Source organism: Antrihabitans stalagmiti (assembly GCF_016482825.1).
Classification (GTDB): Bacteria; Actinomycetota; Actinomycetes; order Mycobacteriales; family Mycobacteriaceae; genus Antrihabitans; species Antrihabitans stalagmiti.
Genome location: NZ_JAEMNV010000007.1, coordinates 92,405 through 107,886, shown reverse-complemented (window position 1 = coordinate 107,886; position 15,482 = coordinate 92,405). Strand labels below are relative to the sequence as shown.

Sequence of the window (15,482 nt, the reverse complement as noted above, 5' to 3'; positions counted from 1 at the left end):
CGCGCGAATCACATATGACCCAGTCGGATTTCTTCTCCTGGAATATGGAGCAAGATCCGGTCCTGCGCTCCACGATCGTGGCCATCGTCGTACTGGACAAGACACCGGACTGGGATCGTTTCGTCACCATGATGGACAGAGCGACCCGGGTTGTTCCGAACTTCCGGCACAAGCTGGTGCCGGCCCGGTTCGGATGGGCGCCACCGCATTGGGTGGTGGATCCGGATTTCGATCTCTCCTGGCACCTGAGGCACCTCGCGCTGCCCGAGCCGGCCGACCTCGATGCCGTTCTGGAGGTGGCGCGCCGATGCGGGATGGAGGCATTCGACGGTGATCGTCCGTTGTGGCAGTTCACACTTCTGGACTGTCTCGCCTACGGCAAGGCTGCGCTGGTCCTCAAGGTGCACCATTCCCTCACCGACGGCATCGGCGGCATTCGGATCGCGGCCGAGATCGTCGATTTCGCCCGCGAGGGAACCGATCGCGGGCCGCTCCCGGATTCTCCACGGGCGACCTCGATGAATGCGCTCGCCGATACTGTGCAATGGGACTTGGAGACCGGTGCGGAATTGGCGCGAAAGGGCGTTACCGCGATCGTTCCCACCGTGCGCCGGGCGCTCCTCAACCCTTTCCGGACGGTGCAAGCTGCGGCGAGCACAGCAATTGCGGTAGTCCGTTTCGCGCGGCCGATCCCGAACACGTTCTCGCCCGTCATGACCCAACGCAGTCTCCAGCGTCGGTTCGCGGTGATCGACGTTCCGGTCGCGGAATTTCATCAGGCGTCGAGGCGTGCCGGCAGCTCGATCAACGATGCATTCCTTGCCGCTCTACTTCTTGGGTTGTCGAAGTATCACGATCTGCACCACGTCGAGGTCGACCAGTTGCGCGTGACAGTGCCGGTCAATTTGCGCACCGAAGCCGACAGGATCGGCGGCAATCGCATCACGCTCGTCAGGCTAGCGTTACCAGCAAACGTGTCGGACCCCGCCGAACTGATGCATCGAATCAGCAAGCTCATCGACACGCTGCGCCACGATCCTGCGGTTCCGCTGTCCAATGCCATTGCTGGTGCGGTGAACCTGCTTCCGACCAGTTACCTGGCGTCGGTGTTCAAGCACGTCGACTTCATCGCCTCCAACGTTCCGGGTTCACCGGTCCCGATGTATGTCGCCGGCGCAGAGATCGAGCGGTACTACGCCTTCGGGCCAACGCTCGGGACAGCTCTCAACGTGACCCTTATGTCCCACAACGGCACATGTTGCGTGGGAATCAACGCAGACACGGCGTCGGTGCCGGACCTCTCGGTCATGATCGAATGCCTGATGGCCGGATTCCATTCGGTCCTCGCCGTTGGCACCGAGGCGTCGTTCGCAAAGACAGATTTGACGCCATCGTGGGGATCGAGAGGCGTCGTGGGTCCGGGCCGCCCGGAAACAGCGAATCGCCGGTGAACAAGTTGCACACGGCCACCTTCGTTCGTTTCGAAGCCAACGAGATGGCCCGCTACGTCGCAGCGGTGAGCCTGTTCACAACGCCGACAACTCCTGGAACAGCAACGGTCACAGTCGTCAGGACGCTGATAAGCGCGACGCGCTCCACCTGCCCGGTCAGCGTGACAACGCCGTCCTTGACTGTTGCTGCGATGTCGGACGGTGCGCGCGAACCGCAGTGTGCGAGGACCTTCTCTTGCACGTCACGCAAGATCTCGGCATCGGTGCGCGCGAAGACGCCGACGATGTCCTTTCTGCTGATGATGCCGATCAACTTGTGATCGGCGTCGACCACTGGCAACCGTTTGATCCCACGCGTGGCAAGGAGGGCAGCTGCTCTTGCTACCGGAGCCGCTGGACCGATAGTGATCGGCGGTGCGCTCATGGCGTCGCGGGCGGTTTGCGCCGCCGCTTTCCTACGTAGTCGGGTGCGCTGCCAGAAAGTGCCCTCGATCGGATACGGCCCCCGCACTGCTTCCTTCGGCAGGAGATCGGACTCCGAGACGACGCCGACGACGTGCCCGCCACCGTCGACGACAGGAACTCCGCTGACTTCGCCGTTGCGCAAAGCGAACACCACGTCCTTGAACGACGTGTACTCGCGGACGTTCACGACCTCGGTGGTCATCAGGTCGGCGACTGTCTTGTACCTCATTCGCAACTCCTGTGGGACGTCCGCCGGTGCGTCATCAAAGTAGGCCGGCATCGACCGGGCGGGAGGAGTCACAGTGCCGCACGGCCCGGGTCTTTGGTCGACACTTTCGCGCTCACACCCCACTCAGGGCTTCGGTCACAGAGTTTTGTTACCTACGCATCTGCTTGGGTTTCGCGTGGTCTCGTAGCTTCGAAATACCCACTCCCGCAACAGGTTGAACACAGCCGCAGAACCCTCGGAGTCACACCATGGAGCCTTCTCAGTACCCAAAGCCTGTCGTCGTCGGCATCGACGGTTCGAGTGCTGCAATCTACGCCGCGCTGTGGGCAGCAAAGGAAGCTGTCTCGCACGACGCGCCGTTGCAACTTGCGTACGTGATGGCGGACGCGCCTGCGAGTGCCAGGCCGGGTGAGTTCGATTCCGAATTCGACTACGGCATGGATGTTCTCGAATCTGCGCGCGATGCAGTGAGCGCGGCGAACGACTCCGTGAAGATCGACACGAAGCTCCACCGCGGCAATCTGGCGAGAACTTTCATCGATCTCAGTGCGACTGCTGAGTTGGTGGCTGTCGGTTCGTCGGGCATCGGCCATGTCGCCGAGATCTTGCTCGGCTCCACCGCGGGGTCCCTCGCACGCGGGGCGCATTGTCCGGTGGCCATCGTTCGCGGCGAGAACAGCTGTACAGGTCCGCATTCCACCGGTCCGGTGGTGGTGCCCGTGGAATCGGGCCAGTTGGAGGATGCCGCGGTTCACGCTGCTTTTCGCGAGGCGGCATTGCGTTGTGCGGAACTCCTTGTCGTGCACCTGCATCAGCCGCGCCCGTGGGCTGTGCCTCCGAGCACGACGCAGGTCGGGAAACCCATGTGGACCGATCCGGCCGTCGAAAAGTGGCGTGCTGCGTACCCGGGTGTCGATGCGCGTGAGATTGCAGTGACCGGCTATTCGGGGAGCTATCTCGAGCAACTCAGTCGATCGTCGCGGTTGATAGTCGTGGCTCGCCGAGGTGGGTCCGACAAGCCGGCCCATCTCGGGTCCAGCGCACACGCGATGCTCTACCACGCGAAGTGCCCTGTGCTCGTGGTTCCGCGATGAGACGAATTGCGTCTACGACCCGGACTGAAGTTCTTGTTCCCGGTCACCTCGGTGGATCGAAAGTTGTTGTGCAGACCAAGGGTGCGCGAGAGAGCACGAAGTCCCCTCTCGCAGCGACCTGTTGCTCGTCGACGGCCTTCGATCGGCCCTGGCTGGGGACTCTTCGACGAGGCAGGTTGAGGTAATGGAAAACGTGCGAAATGTTGCGGATCTGCGACTGTCCGACGCTGTCGAAGCAGGCGGCAAGGGTGCCAACCTGGGCGAGATGGTCGGTGCCGGTCTTCCGGTGCCACCGGGCTTCGTAATCCTTCGTGGCGGCTATGGCGAATCGATGGCGCTGGGTGGCGTTGCCGACGAGTTGGCGGCGGGTCACCGCGACGCGATCGCAGCGGTCGGCAACGACGACCGGCTCGGTGAGCAATGCCGACGGTTGCGCGGCCTTGTGAACAAGGCTGGCGTGAGCAGCGGTGTTCGTGCTGCCGTTCTCGCGGAGTATGCGAGGTTGGGCACCGATGTCGTTGTGGCGGTGCGATCTTCCGCCACCGGCGAAGACGGAGCTGACGCGTCGTTCGCGGGCATGAATGCGACCTTCACCAATGTGAGCGGGCCCGAGGAGCTGATCGAGTCGGTACAGAAGTGCTGGGCGTCGCTGTTCAGTCCACGGGTGGTCACCTATCGCGCCAGTCGTGGATTCACAGGCGTTCCGGCCATGGCCGTGGTTGTCCAGGCAATGGTTTCGTCGGAACGTTCAGGGGTCGCATTCACCGCGGACCCGAGTACCCATGCCCGTGATGTCGTTGTCGTCGAGGCGGCCTTCGGCCAAGGCGAAGTTGTGGTTTCCGGCTCGGTCGAGCCGGATACCTACGTCGTTGCAAAGGATGGGCCTCGACTGCGCTCCGCGCGCGTCGGCCGCCAAGACTTTGAGATCGTCAGGGGGCCGGACGGCAATGATCTGCAGGTCCGTTTCGACGACGTGCAGGCACGGGCACGCGTGCTTACCGACACCGAAGCCGAAGCGATTGCGCAGTTGGCGATGACCGCAGAGAGGCACTACGGGTGTCCCCAAGACATCGAGTGGGCCATCGCGGGCGGCCGAACGTGGCTCGTCCAAGCGCGTCCTATCACCACGCTCGGTCCGATCGAGCCCGCGTCGAACGCCGTGGCTCATGGCGCGGTGTTGGTCAAAGGGCTGCCTGCTGCGCCGGGTATCGCAAGCGGACGGGTCCGAGTGCTGGCGAAACCAGCCGACGGTCACCTGCTTCGGGACGGGGAGGTCCTGGTGGCGTCGATGACCAATCCGGATTGGTTGCCGACCATCAGGCGCGCCGCCGCTTTGGTGACCGACAACGGTGGAATGACCTGTCACGCCTCGATCGTGGCGCGTGAACTAGGCGTCCCCTGCGTCGTGGGCGCCCGTACCGCCACTACCGAACTCACCGACGGCACCATGGTCACCGTAGACGGTGCCGAAGGCGAGGTGCGCGCAGGAATGCAACAGCCCCGGACAGCCGTTCTGTCCGAGCCTGAACCCGCCGGTATCGCAGCCGTCGAGACGACTGGTACTCGCATCTACGTCAATGTCGCGATGCCGGAAGCCGCGGAAGCAGCGGCCTCGAGCGCGGTCGATGGTGTCGGTCTACTTCGGGCTGAGTTCCTGCTAACGGAGGCGCTAGGCGGAAGGCATCCGAAAGACTTGATCGCGAAAGGCCAACAGGGGATGTTCGTCGACGCGATGGCGACCTCGGTGTCGCGGATCGCACGGGCATTCGGTTCCAGGCCGGTTATATACCGCGCAAAGGACTTTCGTAGCAACGAGTTTCGGGGACTTGTCGGCGGAGCCGACTTCGAGCCGATCGAAAACAACCCGATGATCGGATATCGGGGTTGCTACCGCTATGTCCGCGAACCAGAGCTGTTCGCTCTGGAACTCGAGGCTCTGGCCCGAGTGCGAGAGCAACATCCCAACGTCGCACTGATGATTCCGTTCGTGCGTACGCGCTGGGAACTCGAGGAATGCCTGAAGTTGGTGGATGCCAGTCCGCTGGGGCGCCAACGTGGTCTGCATCGATGGATCATGGCTGAAGTTCCCTCGGTTGTGCACTGGCTGCCGGAGTACATCGGCATGGGAATCGACGGTGTCTCGATCGGCAGCAACGACCTCACCCAACTCGTGCTGGGAGTCGACCGCGACTCGGAGATCTGTTCGGAACTCTTCGATGAATTCGACCCCGCCGTGCTGGACGCAATTTCGCAGATCGTCCACATCGCGCAGCGTGGAGGAATTACCTCTTCACTGTGTGGGCAGGCACCGTCGACACACCCGGAGTTCGCGGAATTCCTTGTGAGGCTCGGGATCACATCGATTTCGGTGAACCCGGATGCGGTGCCGGCTGCGCGCAGAGCGGTCGCTGCGGCCGAACGACGCGTGTTGTTGGAGGCGGCTCGTCGAGCTATGGGCCGAGTAGACGGAGCATAAAATGACAGAGGTTGACACCACCGTTCTGCCGCGATGGCGCGATGTCGTCGTCGGCGGTCACCGAACGAGATACCTCGTCGGTGGACACGGCCCGACGGTCGTATTTCTGCACGGCTGGGGTTTGGCACACTCGACCTACCGCCGCTCGCTGGATCATCTCGCTGCAAACGGGGTGCGCGTCTACGCGCCGGCGATGCCGGGGTTCGGCGGCACACGCGAACTCTCGGATGCCGAGTTCACCTTGGCAGGCTACGCGCGTTGGGTGTCGGATTTCATCCGTGCCGTGGGCATCGAGGAACCGGTGACGATGGTCGGTCATTCGTTCGGTGGTGGCGTAGCTCTTCGGACCGCGCACGACTTTCCTTCGCTGGTGGCGCGTTTGGTCCTCGTCAATTCGATCGGTGGCTCGGCATGGGCCACCGGCGGTGGCGTCGTCAAAGCGATGCGCCAGCGGCCGATCTGGGACTGGGGACTGCACCTACCGGCGGATGTGCTGCCGAATCGCCAGGTCTCACGGGTGCTGCCGGTGATCTTGCGTGACGCGGTGCCCAATCTGATTCGGAACCCACGTGCCGTCTGGCGTGCAGGCACGATCGTTCGAGGCGTGGATCTTACGAACGAACTCGAGGAGTTGAAGGCCCGCCGACTGCCGGTTGTGATCATCTGGAGTAAGCGGGACAACGTGATTCCGGCTGCCGCGACGCAATCTCTTCGGTCCGCTCTCGGTGATCCGCATTGCATAACCGTCGAGGGCAACCACACCTGGTTACTGTCGGATCCGCGTCAGTTCGGCGAAATCATCACCAACGTAGTCGGATTCGAGGCTCCGGACCTGTCCGGACCGACGTTCGGTAGCGGGCCGGTCGGCAAGGTCGGATAGTGAGTTCGATTCGCCGGGCGGCGCGCGCGATTGCTGCATTTCTGGTCGTGGTCGTGATCGGAACGGCAGGTTACGTCATCCTCGGCTTCGGATTGCTCGACGCGCTGTACCAGACCGTTACGACGATCACCACTGTCGGCTTCCGCGAAGTCCACCCACTCGACTCGTCCGGGCAGATCTTTACGATCGTTCTGATTCTGTGCGGGTTCGGAACGGCTTTGTACGCCTTCGGTTTGGTTCTCGAAACGTTGCTCGAAGGGCACCTGCAACAGCACCTGGAAAGGCGCAAAATGGAGCGCGAAATCGGCCGGACGAACGGACACGTGATCGTGTGCGGCTACGGCCGTTCAGGGCGTGCTGCAGCGGACTATGTTGCGTCCGAGGGCCGGCAACTCGTTGTCGTCGACCGTGACCCGGAGCGAGTGCGAATGGCGCCCTACCCCTCCGTGGTAGGCGATGTTACCGACGACGAAGTACTCCTCGCGGCCGGTATCGAACGGGCGCAAGCTCTGATCGCGGCTTTGGACGATGATGCGGACAATGTCTACGTGACGCTGTCGAGTAGGGCTCTGCGGTCGGATCTGGTGATCGTCGCACGCGCTCGCGCGGAGGCCGCGAAAGCGAAACTGCTTCGAGCTGGGGCCGATCGGGCCGTCAACCCGCAATTGAACGGTGGACGTCGAATGGGAGGTTTTGCGCTCTCGCCGCATGTTGCCGAGTTTCTCGACGTTGTGATGCACGACGAAACGCTCGACTACAGAATCGAACAGTTCGAGCTTGGGGAAACTGCACCAGCAGCACGAAAGACTCTGGCGCAGCTAGATATTCAATCCTCGGCGGGCGCCAAGCTGCTCGCGGTGCGATCGGTAGGCGGTCGATTCGTCACCGATCTGTCCGCGGATACCCTCCTCGAACCGCAAACCGTGCTGATCGTTCTGGGAAATGCCGTCCAGTTGGCTGCGGTCAGGCAACTCATGTCAGAGCCCGTCGAAGGCCGAGATGCGACGAAAGGCATTGGAGCAGAGGCACTTCGGCACTGATGGCGGAATGCCGGCGATGGCATGCTCGAGCGTGACGGAGGTAAAGAAGATGCGAGCACTTGTTGTATTCGAGTCCATGTTCGGAAATACGGAGCAGATCGCGCTGGCGGTGGCGGATGGCCTGCAGAGTGCCTACGACGTCGACGTTCTCAACGTCGACGAAGCGCCACCCGCCATCCCCTCCGACATCGATCTCCTTGTCGTTGGAGCGCCGACCCATGCGTTCGGATTGAGCCGACGACAGACTCGATCCGACGCCGCCACCCGAACACAGGGTGAGACGGTCACGAAGTACAAGAGCGTGCGGGACTGGCTGACGTCCACCTCGCGAAGCCAGAACAGGGTTTATGCGGCCGCGTTCGGCACACATGCCGACAAGGCCCGATTGCTCCCGGGGTCGGCAGCGCGTGGCGCTGCAAAGCTGTTGCGCCGGAAAAGGTTCGACACTCTCGTCAAGCCAGCCAATTTCTTCGTCGAGGATGTTCTCGGTCCGCTGCAGTCCGGCGAAGTCTCTCGCGCCAAGATCTGGGGTGCAGAGATTGCAGCGAAGCGCGTCGCGATGGACATGGATCGGTCTTAGGACTCCTGAAATCGGCGGGGGAGCCGGTGCGCATACGCGTCAGGCCAGGGCGAGAAACAGCTTCTCGAGTTCGGCCTCGGTCATGGGTTGCTTGTTGTCCGCTGTGTCGCCTGTCATGCACTCCCGAAGTCCGGTTGCGACGATCTTGAATCCAGCTCTGTCGAGAGCTTTCGATACGGCTGCGAGCTGGGTGACGACGTCTTTGCAGTCCCGACCGTTCTCGATCATGCCGATGACGCCAGCCAGTTGTCCGTGGGCGCGTCGTAGCCGGTTCAGTACCAATGCGATGCTGTCGTCGTCGCCGACCATGGTGTCTCCTCGAATAGTGATCACAGGTACCCGCGATGGTACCCCGGGGGGGCATTGTGCTATGTGTCTCATCGCAGCGTCGGCGCTAGCCGAGAAAGATCGTGTCTACGGCGACGAACGCGGCAACGGCGAAAACCAGGTAGGCGAACCAGCGCTGAAGAGTCGCGCCGTCGACGCGCGAGCTGTACCTGCCCGCGAGCAGGGAGCCTCCGATCGCAGCCCCTGCGAAGGCTACGGTCAACGACCAGTTGGAGCCGAGGCCGTCGAGCTGCGCGCCGAGCCCTGCCGCCGAGTTGGCGACGATTACCACCAACGACGTTCCGATCGCCACGCTAATTTCGATTCCGAGCAGTAGTACCAACGCCGGGACGATGAGGAAGCCGCCACCTACACCGAACAATCCGGTGAGAATTCCGACCCCGAATCCGGTAGGAATCGACCGCGGCGCGCAGCGGAGCCAGTTGATGCCGGAACCGTCGGTGCTGCAGGCGGTTCCAACATCGTCACCGCCGCGGAGCATGCGGATCCCCGCAGCGATCATCACAACGGCGAAACCGAGGAGGACGGCATTGTCGGGGACGTGTCTGCCGATCGTGGAGCCGAGGATCGTTCCCGCGATGCCTGTCACGGCGAAGATCCCGGCCATGCGCCATTCGACGGCGTGGGCTCGAATCTTCGGTAGCGCGCCGGTTGCCGACGCTATGCCGATCACCAGCAACGAGGTTGGAATCGCTTCCGACAGAGGCAAATTCAGCGCGTAGACGAGAGCGGGAACCGCGAGAATCGAGCCGCCGCCACCGAGGAGGCCGAGTAGTGCTCCGATGGCGATACCGACCGAGAAGGCGAGGGCGAGTGTCATGGTCGCCGCGCCGCCGTTCTCGGGTGCAAGACGGTCACATGTTCTCGGTTGTCCGGCCACCGAGAGTGTCGATCGCGGCGCGGAGTCTGGCGGTGGCGTCGTTTGCTACCGCGGCCAGCTCGGGTACACCGGTCACCTCGACCATGATCTGCGGGTTCATTGCTTCGACGATGACCGTTGTCGAGTCGGGCGTCGAGGTGTCCGCGCGCACGACGACGTTGCACGGCAGCAGCAATCCTATTTGCGGCATCACCCCGACGGCGCGATGCGCAAGTGTCGGATTGCAGGCGCCGAGGATGATGTAGCGCTCCATATCCTCGCCCAATTTCGCTTTCAAGGTGGCCTGCATATCGATCTCGGTGAGCACACCGAAACCCTGTTCCGACAGCGCTGCCTTCGTCTTGGCGACCGCTGTCTCGAAATCTGTGTCGTCGAGCTGTGTGCCCAATGCGATGTTCATCTGGCTTCCGTCCTGTTCGTGGGTCGGGGTGATCGGCTACTCGTTGGCGTCGAGAAGACGCAGGCTGCGTACTCCCAGCCGCCGCATCACAAGGCTCGCTGGGCACCACCCTACGGCCGCGTACAGCGCGAGATTCGCTGCAGCAAATGCGCTGAGCAGGCGCCAATACGGCGAGAGAATCTCGCCGAGCAGGAGACCGATGCCGACCACTAGCGCCGCGAGAGCTGGGACGAGTCGCTCGACCGGCCAGCCGCTGAAGCCGGTTGTCAGGGGAGCGCGGTTTGTCCTCGATGTCATGAAATCGCCTTTCTGGGTAGGTACGTCAGTGCCTGAACGAGATCGACGGAAGCGCCTTGGTGAGCCACGCGGGCGACCACCAAGCTCCGTGTCCGGTCAGTCGAAGCAACACGGGTAACAGGACGAGTCGGATCAGCACCGCGTCGAGTAGGACGGCGACGCCGAGGATGATGCCCATTTCCTTCGGAGGCAGGGGATCGGCGAGCGCGAACGTGAAGAACACGGCGACCATGACTGCGGCGGCAAGAAGGATGATCCGACCCGAATGCGCCATACCGTCGACCTGTGCAGTCTTGGGGTCGTCGGAATGCTCGTAGTGTTCTTTCGCGGTCGCGAGCAGAAACACTGTGTAGTCCATCGCGATCGCGAAGATCATCGCGAAGAAGAACACCGGTCCCCAACCGTCGAGGAACCCCTGTGGGGTGAAGCCCAGTAAAGACGCGCCGTGCCCGTCTTGGAAGATCAGTTTGGCGACGCCGAACGCGGCTGCTGTCGACAGCAGGCTGACGACGGTGCCGAGTAGTGCGATCAAGGGTGCTTGGAGGGCGATTAGCAGTAGCAAGAAGCCGAGTATCAAGATGATGCCGATGACGATCGGCAAATAGTCGTTCAATGCTTGCTGAAGATCGAGGTTCTCGGCAGGCGCACCACCGACCAATGCGTTGTCCGGCAGTTGTGATCGCAGGTCGGCGAGAATGGTGCCCATCGATTCGTCGGACGGGTCGACACCCGGAATCGCCTGCAGCAGAGAATATCCGGAGCTGTCACCGGCAGCTTGGGGTGGAGTGACCATTGCGATGCCGTCGACTCGGCCAGCTGCCTCGGCGGTCGTTGCCGCGTCCTCGGTCGCGACGATGATTTGCAATGCGCCTGGTGCGCCTTCGCCGAACTGTGCCTGCACCAATTCGTATCCTTGGCGTACAGGGGCGTTCTCGGGAACGACCGTGATCGAGGGCATGGCAACCTTGAGCCCGAACACGGGCAGCGCGAGTGCGATGAGGATGCCCGCGGAGACGACCGCGAACGGCCATGGGTGCTTGTGGAGCAGTTCACCCCATGCCGCAAACCGTGGCGAGCGGTGCACTTGACGTTTGGCGTGCGGAAGCGATCCGGTGTTGACTTTCGAGCCGAGCTTGCCGAGGACCGCCGGCAACAACGTCATCGTTGCGAGTAGAACGAAGAAGACCGCGAGCATGATGCCGACGGCCATGGTCCGCACAGCTGGTGCGGGCACCAAAAGGACCGCGGACAGGCTGACCAGAACTGTCAGACCGGACAAGATCACCGCTTTGCCTGCCGTATTCATGGTTTCGACGACGGCCGCTCGAGGATCTGCGCGCCGTAGCGCGTCACGGAAGCGGGAGACGATGAAGAGGGCGTAGTCGATGCCGAGTGCGAGCGCGAACATCATGGCGAAGTTCATTGCCCACACCGAGATAGGCGTCACCCCGTTGAGTAGGACGAGGCCGCCCGCTGACGCGACGAGTCCGGCGACGGTGAGCAGCAGTGGCAGTCCTGCGGCGACCAGAGACCCGAACGCGAGGACCATGATAGCCAATGTCACTGGCCACGAAAATAATTCGGCCTTGATCATGGCGTCGTGATTGGCCTTGTTGAAGTCGGACCACAAAGCCGAAGAGCCGGTGGGATAGACCTGCACGCCATCTTTCGACAGCGCGGTCAACTCGCTTTTCAGATCGTCGACCGCTTTGACCATGTCGTCGGTACTCGCGTTGGCTCCGGCGATGACGATGCCGGTGTGGCCGTCGGGGCTTATTGTCATTCCTGGCTGCGGCGGCACGACTGCACCGAATCGCGCGTCGTCGGCAAAGACTGCTGCCACGTCTGTAAATGTTTGCGCCATCTTGGGGTCCGCGACCGTGGCGTCGTCGGAATGGACCACGACTTGAACAGCCGCGGAGGAGTTTCCGCCGAAGTGTTGCTGTGCCAGCTCGCGAACCTGAACCGACTCCGAGCCGTTGGCCTGCCATCCGGCACCTGCCAACGAGGAAAACACCGACGGAGCCGCTGCGCCTAGAACGATCAGCAGGATCAGCCAGATGCCGAACACCCACCGATGCCGGTCGACCATGGCAGACCCCAATCGGCCGAGTGCGCCTGCCGTCGACGAGGTGGACGCTGGTGAACTCGGGGGCTTGCTGCGCGGTGCCGAGACGTTGTCATGCGATCGCATGGTCGCTCCTTGGGTGGGTTGGTTCCGGGAATCGTTCTGCGCCGCCGTTGTCGAAACGGCTGGTCGTCAGCGGCCGAAGAGCGATCGAATGCTGCGTCGGGGCTGCGGGTCGGGAGCGGGTCTGCAGACACATCGATCGGTAACTGCGACCGATCGCATGACGCTGTCCACATGCTGGCCGCATCCACCCCAGGATGTTCGGCCGCAGTCGGAGCAATTGACGGGGTAACACATAGGAACCTCCATGAGGTCGAAGTTGGTTCTCGATCAGTGTGTCATATACCCATGGGGGTATATGACCGACGGCTGGTTTCGACAGCTTCGCTCCGCCCACTCGTTGTAGCCGCCGACGAGGTCGCTCACCTGGTTCATGCCGTGTGCCCGAAGCAACGACACCGCGACACTCGATCGCCATCCACCGGCGCAATGCAGCACAATTGGTCGGTCGGTCGGCAGTTCGACGAGCCGCGAACGAAGTTGCGCCAACGGAATCGGCACAGCTCCCGGAATGGTTCCGGCGTCGCGTTCGGCGGGGTTGCGAATGTCGACGAGGGTCACAGCGTCCGCGGCTTGCAACTCGTCCAACTCGGCGGCCGTGGTTTGCGCCGCGGGCTGTACCAGACCTGCGAGTTCGGGCGGAAACCCCTGGTCGACGTCGATGAAGCCAACTGTCCGATCGGAGCCGATCCGCGCAAGGCGCATCGCGGCATCCTGAGCTTCGCCGGGATAGGTGATCAGGACGATGCGGTCACCAACATCGGCGACCATGCCACCGGTCTCCGCGAAGCGCCCGTCGAAGCCGACGTTGATCGAACCGCGCAGATGTCCGACCGCAAAGTCGTCGGGTGTGCGGGCGTCGAGAACTGTTGTGCCGGAGTCCAGTTCGATGAGAAGCTCGGCGGCGGTCAATTCGGGAATGCGCCGCTGCTGATCGAGTAACGCATGCGTCGTCTTGTTCATCGCGGCGTCGACGGCGAAGTAGTCCGGAACGGCCGGCTGGCCGTCGGTGATGAGAGCGACGAAAGCTTGTTCGGTCATCGGTTGTACCGACGGGTTGGTGCGGCGCTGTTCGCCGATCGTCGACGTCAATTCCGCAGATAGGTTCTTTCCACACGACGACCCAGCGCCGTGCGCCGGCATCACCGTGACGGAATCGGGCAGGTTCAGTAACGTCCGGTGGATCGTGCGATACATCGCTCGGGCCAGGTCGGTGTTGCTGCCGTCGCCGAGGTTCACCAGGTCTGGGCGCCCGACGTCGCCGATGAACAGGGAGTCTCCGGTGAGTACTGCGGTCGGGGGTAGATCGGGACCTTCGCGGACCAGAAGGCTGATCGACTCCCAGGTGTGACCCGGCGTCGACAACACCTCGAGATCGACCTCGCCCAGACTGATGTGTTCGCCGTGTTCGAGTCGGCGGATGGGAAAGTCGGTGTTCGCCGCCGCGCCGAATCCGATCCACGCGCCGGTTGCGTCCACGAGTTCGAGGTGGCCGGAGACGAAATCTGCGTGGAAATGAGTGTTGACCACACCCTCGATGGTCAACCCAAGCCGTTCGGCGTCGTCGAGATACTCGGTCACGTCGCGGCGAGGGTCGACAACGACAGCGCGTCCGCTGGCCTCATCGCCGATGAGGTACGACGCATGTGACAGGCATTCGATGTAGTACTGCTCGAGAATCAACGCGGCTCCTTGGCGTACGTCGCGATCCGGCGGGTCGCTCTTCGATCCATATAATTACCCCCAGGGGTATATTATTCCTCGACTTGATCCCGCCGCCGCCAGCGGGTTGCCGAGTCAGGGCAACCTGACGTAGCCATGTCGGCTCTTCCAGAGGAAGTACTTTTCGAATGCGAGCTTCATGGCATGGATTTCAGGGCCGGGAATAAGAACGCCTGCCTTGCGCGGCGGAAGGATGTGATCGGCCAGAATCATCACTCCGCTGTTGCCCGCGTCCAGCATGCAGACCGCCAACATCTCCGCGAATTCCTTGTGTGCCCGTTGCGGTTCGCCTTTGATGGTCGACGCGATATTGCGCGCCGCGATCTTTGCCATCGCATCGGTGGGAAACCCGGTTTTCGGAACTCCGATCGGAACAGCGGTATGCCACGGCATCGGTACCTGAGCGGCGATGCCGACCGCGTAGATCTCGGGGAAGGACTTCGACTGATACGTGTCGTGAACTGGCACGTAGCCCTTGTCGTCGCTGAGACCGGGTGTTTCCTTGACGACGTCCTGCCCGACGAAAGGTGGGATTGCCATGCCGAATCGGAACGGAATTGCGGTACCTCCCGCGAGTTCGAAACGAGCACTTGTGATCTCGTCGATTGACTGGCCCGTCAGCGCGGTGACACCGCTCTTCGCCAAGTGCTTCTCGAGCATTGCCTCGCCACCCTTGAGACCGCCGATGCCGAAATGGCCGAGGAACGGCTCGGAGGTGACGAAGGTGAGCGGCACCGAAATCTTTGCCTTGGCGAGTTGGTGATGAACATTGAACAGAAATTCGTAGGCGGCTCCGAAACAGCTGGCACCCTGGGTCGCGGCCACGACGACCGGGCCGGGGTCGGCCAAGAATTCCTGCCATGCCACCGCCGTCGACTCGGCGTCGGCGAGTGTGGTGATCGTGTGGGCGTGCCCATCCGGGCCGAGCCCTGGGACCGCGGCGAAGTTGTTGCGGTACCCGGTCGAAATCACGAGATAGTCGTAGTCGAAGGTGCCGGCGGTGGTGGTGACGCGGTGTGCGGCTGGGTCGATCGCGATGGCGGTCGCGTGCACGAAGTCGATGCCATGTTCGGCGAAGGTCTCGGCGAGCGGAAAGGTGATGTCGGCGGCGTCACGTTTGCCGAACGGCAGCCAGATCAGCGATGGGTTGAATACGAAACGATCCGATGTCGATACCACGCGAACCGAAACATCGTCGTTCAGTTCATGTTTCAGCTCCAAGGCAGCGGTGAGTCCGCCGAAGTTTCCGCCGAGAACCAGTACTTCCGTTTTCGCCATTACCGTGCCTCCGGTGTCGATCGACAGTGCAATCGGATGATCCTCGTCCACACTTGTCGCGAAGAGCGCTGCCTGACAGGGCCTTTGGTCCGCACGACGATCGACCAAATCCACGTACACGCCGAGTGGGGGAGGTGAGACGATGGCTCGA

The 15,482-nt window shown here is 62.5% G+C and carries 15 protein-coding genes; 6 read left to right on the top strand and 9 right to left on the bottom strand.

Translation table 11 applies throughout. The annotated features are described in order from the left end of the window. The first annotated feature begins 14 nt into the window (after positions 1-14). Positions 15-1,451, top strand: coding sequence for a wax ester/triacylglycerol synthase domain-containing protein (locus JGU71_RS20680; protein ID WP_199706191.1), 1,437 nt, complete (start codon positions 15-17; stop codon positions 1,449-1,451). 52 nt (positions 1,452-1,503) lie between these two features. Here the strand turns inward: JGU71_RS20680 and JGU71_RS20675 are convergent, their stop codons facing one another. Continuing rightward, positions 1,504-2,145 carry a CBS domain-containing protein gene (locus tag JGU71_RS20675; protein WP_199706190.1) on the bottom strand — a complete coding sequence of 214 codons (642 nt, stop codon included), beginning with the start codon at positions 2,143-2,145 and terminating at the stop codon, positions 1,504-1,506. 248 nt (positions 2,146-2,393) lie between these two features. Here JGU71_RS20675 and JGU71_RS20670 point away from each other — a divergent pair, with 248 nt between their 5' ends. From JGU71_RS20670 to JGU71_RS20650, 5 genes are all read left to right on the top strand, one after another. Next, positions 2,394-3,239, top strand: coding sequence for a universal stress protein (locus JGU71_RS20670; protein ID WP_199706189.1), 846 nt, complete (start codon positions 2,394-2,396; stop codon positions 3,237-3,239). Positions 3,240-3,423: 184 nt separating this feature from the next. Next, complete coding sequence (gene ppsA / locus JGU71_RS20665) at positions 3,424-5,715, top strand: phosphoenolpyruvate synthase (protein ID WP_199706188.1); 2,292 nt, start codon at positions 3,424-3,426, stop codon at positions 5,713-5,715. A gap of 1 nt (position 5,716) precedes the next feature. Beyond that, entirely contained in the window at positions 5,717-6,595 is an 879-nt protein-coding gene (locus JGU71_RS20660; protein WP_199706187.1) for an alpha/beta fold hydrolase, read from the top strand. Next, positions 6,595-7,635, top strand: a complete 1,041-nt coding sequence (locus tag JGU71_RS20655) for a potassium channel family protein (RefSeq protein WP_199706186.1) — start codon at positions 6,595-6,597, stop codon at positions 7,633-7,635. Before JGU71_RS20660 ends, JGU71_RS20655 begins: the two co-directional genes overlap by 1 nt. A gap of 31 nt (positions 7,636-7,666) precedes the next feature. After that, on the top strand, positions 7,667-8,215 hold the full coding sequence (locus JGU71_RS20650) for a flavodoxin family protein (protein WP_199706185.1): 549 nt from the start codon (positions 7,667-7,669) through the stop codon (positions 8,213-8,215). A 39-nt stretch (positions 8,216-8,254) separates the two neighbouring features. Here JGU71_RS20650 and JGU71_RS20645 read toward each other — a convergent pair whose 3' ends face one another. The 8 genes from JGU71_RS20645 to JGU71_RS20615 all read right to left on the bottom strand — a co-directional run bounded on the left by JGU71_RS20645 (position 8,255) and on the right by JGU71_RS20615 (position 15,331). Beyond that, positions 8,255-8,524 carry a metal-sensitive transcriptional regulator gene (locus JGU71_RS20645; RefSeq protein ID WP_199706184.1) on the bottom strand — a complete coding sequence of 90 codons (270 nt, stop codon included), beginning with the start codon at positions 8,522-8,524 and terminating at the stop codon, positions 8,255-8,257. Between the two features lie 85 nt (positions 8,525-8,609). After that, positions 8,610-9,383, bottom strand: coding sequence for a sulfite exporter TauE/SafE family protein (locus JGU71_RS20640; protein ID WP_199706183.1), 774 nt, complete (start codon positions 9,381-9,383; stop codon positions 8,610-8,612). Positions 9,384-9,417: 34 nt separating this feature from the next. Then, a complete protein-coding gene (locus tag JGU71_RS20635) occupies positions 9,418-9,843 on the bottom strand; it encodes a DUF302 domain-containing protein (protein WP_199706182.1) in 426 nt (141 codons plus the stop codon). Positions 9,844-9,879: 36 nt separating this feature from the next. Next, complete coding sequence (locus JGU71_RS20630; protein ID WP_199706181.1) at positions 9,880-10,140, bottom strand: YgaP-like transmembrane domain; 261 nt, start codon at positions 10,138-10,140, stop codon at positions 9,880-9,882. 25 nt (positions 10,141-10,165) lie between these two features. Further along, positions 10,166-12,232, bottom strand: a complete 2,067-nt coding sequence (locus JGU71_RS20625) for an MMPL family transporter (protein ID WP_233529868.1) — start codon at positions 12,230-12,232, stop codon at positions 10,166-10,168. A gap of 168 nt (positions 12,233-12,400) precedes the next feature. Continuing rightward, positions 12,401-12,568: a DUF8730 family Cys-rich protein gene (locus JGU71_RS30725; RefSeq protein ID WP_504739556.1), complete on the bottom strand. Its 168-nt coding sequence runs from the start codon at positions 12,566-12,568 to the stop codon at positions 12,401-12,403. A gap of 33 nt (positions 12,569-12,601) precedes the next feature. Next, on the bottom strand, positions 12,602-14,014 hold the full coding sequence (locus tag JGU71_RS20620) for an MBL fold metallo-hydrolase (RefSeq protein ID WP_199706179.1): 1,413 nt from the start codon (positions 14,012-14,014) through the stop codon (positions 12,602-12,604). Positions 14,015-14,128: 114 nt separating this feature from the next. After that, positions 14,129-15,331, bottom strand: a complete 1,203-nt coding sequence (locus JGU71_RS20615) for an NAD(P)/FAD-dependent oxidoreductase (protein ID WP_199706178.1) — start codon at positions 15,329-15,331, stop codon at positions 14,129-14,131. Positions 15,332-15,482: the final 151 nt, after the last annotated feature.

Bases quoted from the DNA above. Each gene is read 5' to 3' on its own strand.
- JGU71_RS20645 (WP_199706184.1), bottom strand. From the start codon at position 8,524: ATGGTCGGCGACGACGACAGCATCGCATTGGTACTGAACCGGCTACGA.
- JGU71_RS20640 (WP_199706183.1), bottom strand. From the start codon at position 9,383: ATGACACTCGCCCTCGCCTTCTCGGTCGGTATCGCCATCGGAGCACTA.
- JGU71_RS20670 (WP_199706189.1), top strand. From the start codon at position 2,394: ATGGAGCCTTCTCAGTACCCAAAGCCTGTCGTCGTCGGCATCGACGGT.
- JGU71_RS30725 (WP_504739556.1), bottom strand. From the start codon at position 12,568: ATGTGTTACCCCGTCAATTGCTCCGACTGCGGCCGAACATCCTGGGGT.
- JGU71_RS20630 (WP_199706181.1), bottom strand. From the start codon at position 10,140: ATGACATCGAGGACAAACCGCGCTCCCCTGACAACCGGCTTCAGCGGC.
- ppsA (WP_199706188.1), top strand. From the start codon at position 3,424: ATGGAAAACGTGCGAAATGTTGCGGATCTGCGACTGTCCGACGCTGTC.
- JGU71_RS20625 (WP_233529868.1), bottom strand. From the start codon at position 12,232: ATGGTCGACCGGCATCGGTGGGTGTTCGGCATCTGGCTGATCCTGCTG.
- JGU71_RS20680 (WP_199706191.1), top strand. From the start codon at position 15: ATGACCCAGTCGGATTTCTTCTCCTGGAATATGGAGCAAGATCCGGTC.
- JGU71_RS20675 (WP_199706190.1), bottom strand. From the start codon at position 2,145: ATGAGGTACAAGACAGTCGCCGACCTGATGACCACCGAGGTCGTGAAC.
- JGU71_RS20635 (WP_199706182.1), bottom strand. From the start codon at position 9,843: ATGAACATCGCATTGGGCACACAGCTCGACGACACAGATTTCGAGACA.
- JGU71_RS20615 (WP_199706178.1), bottom strand. From the start codon at position 15,331: ATGGCGAAAACGGAAGTACTGGTTCTCGGCGGAAACTTCGGCGGACTC.
- JGU71_RS20660 (WP_199706187.1), top strand. From the start codon at position 5,717: ATGACAGAGGTTGACACCACCGTTCTGCCGCGATGGCGCGATGTCGTC.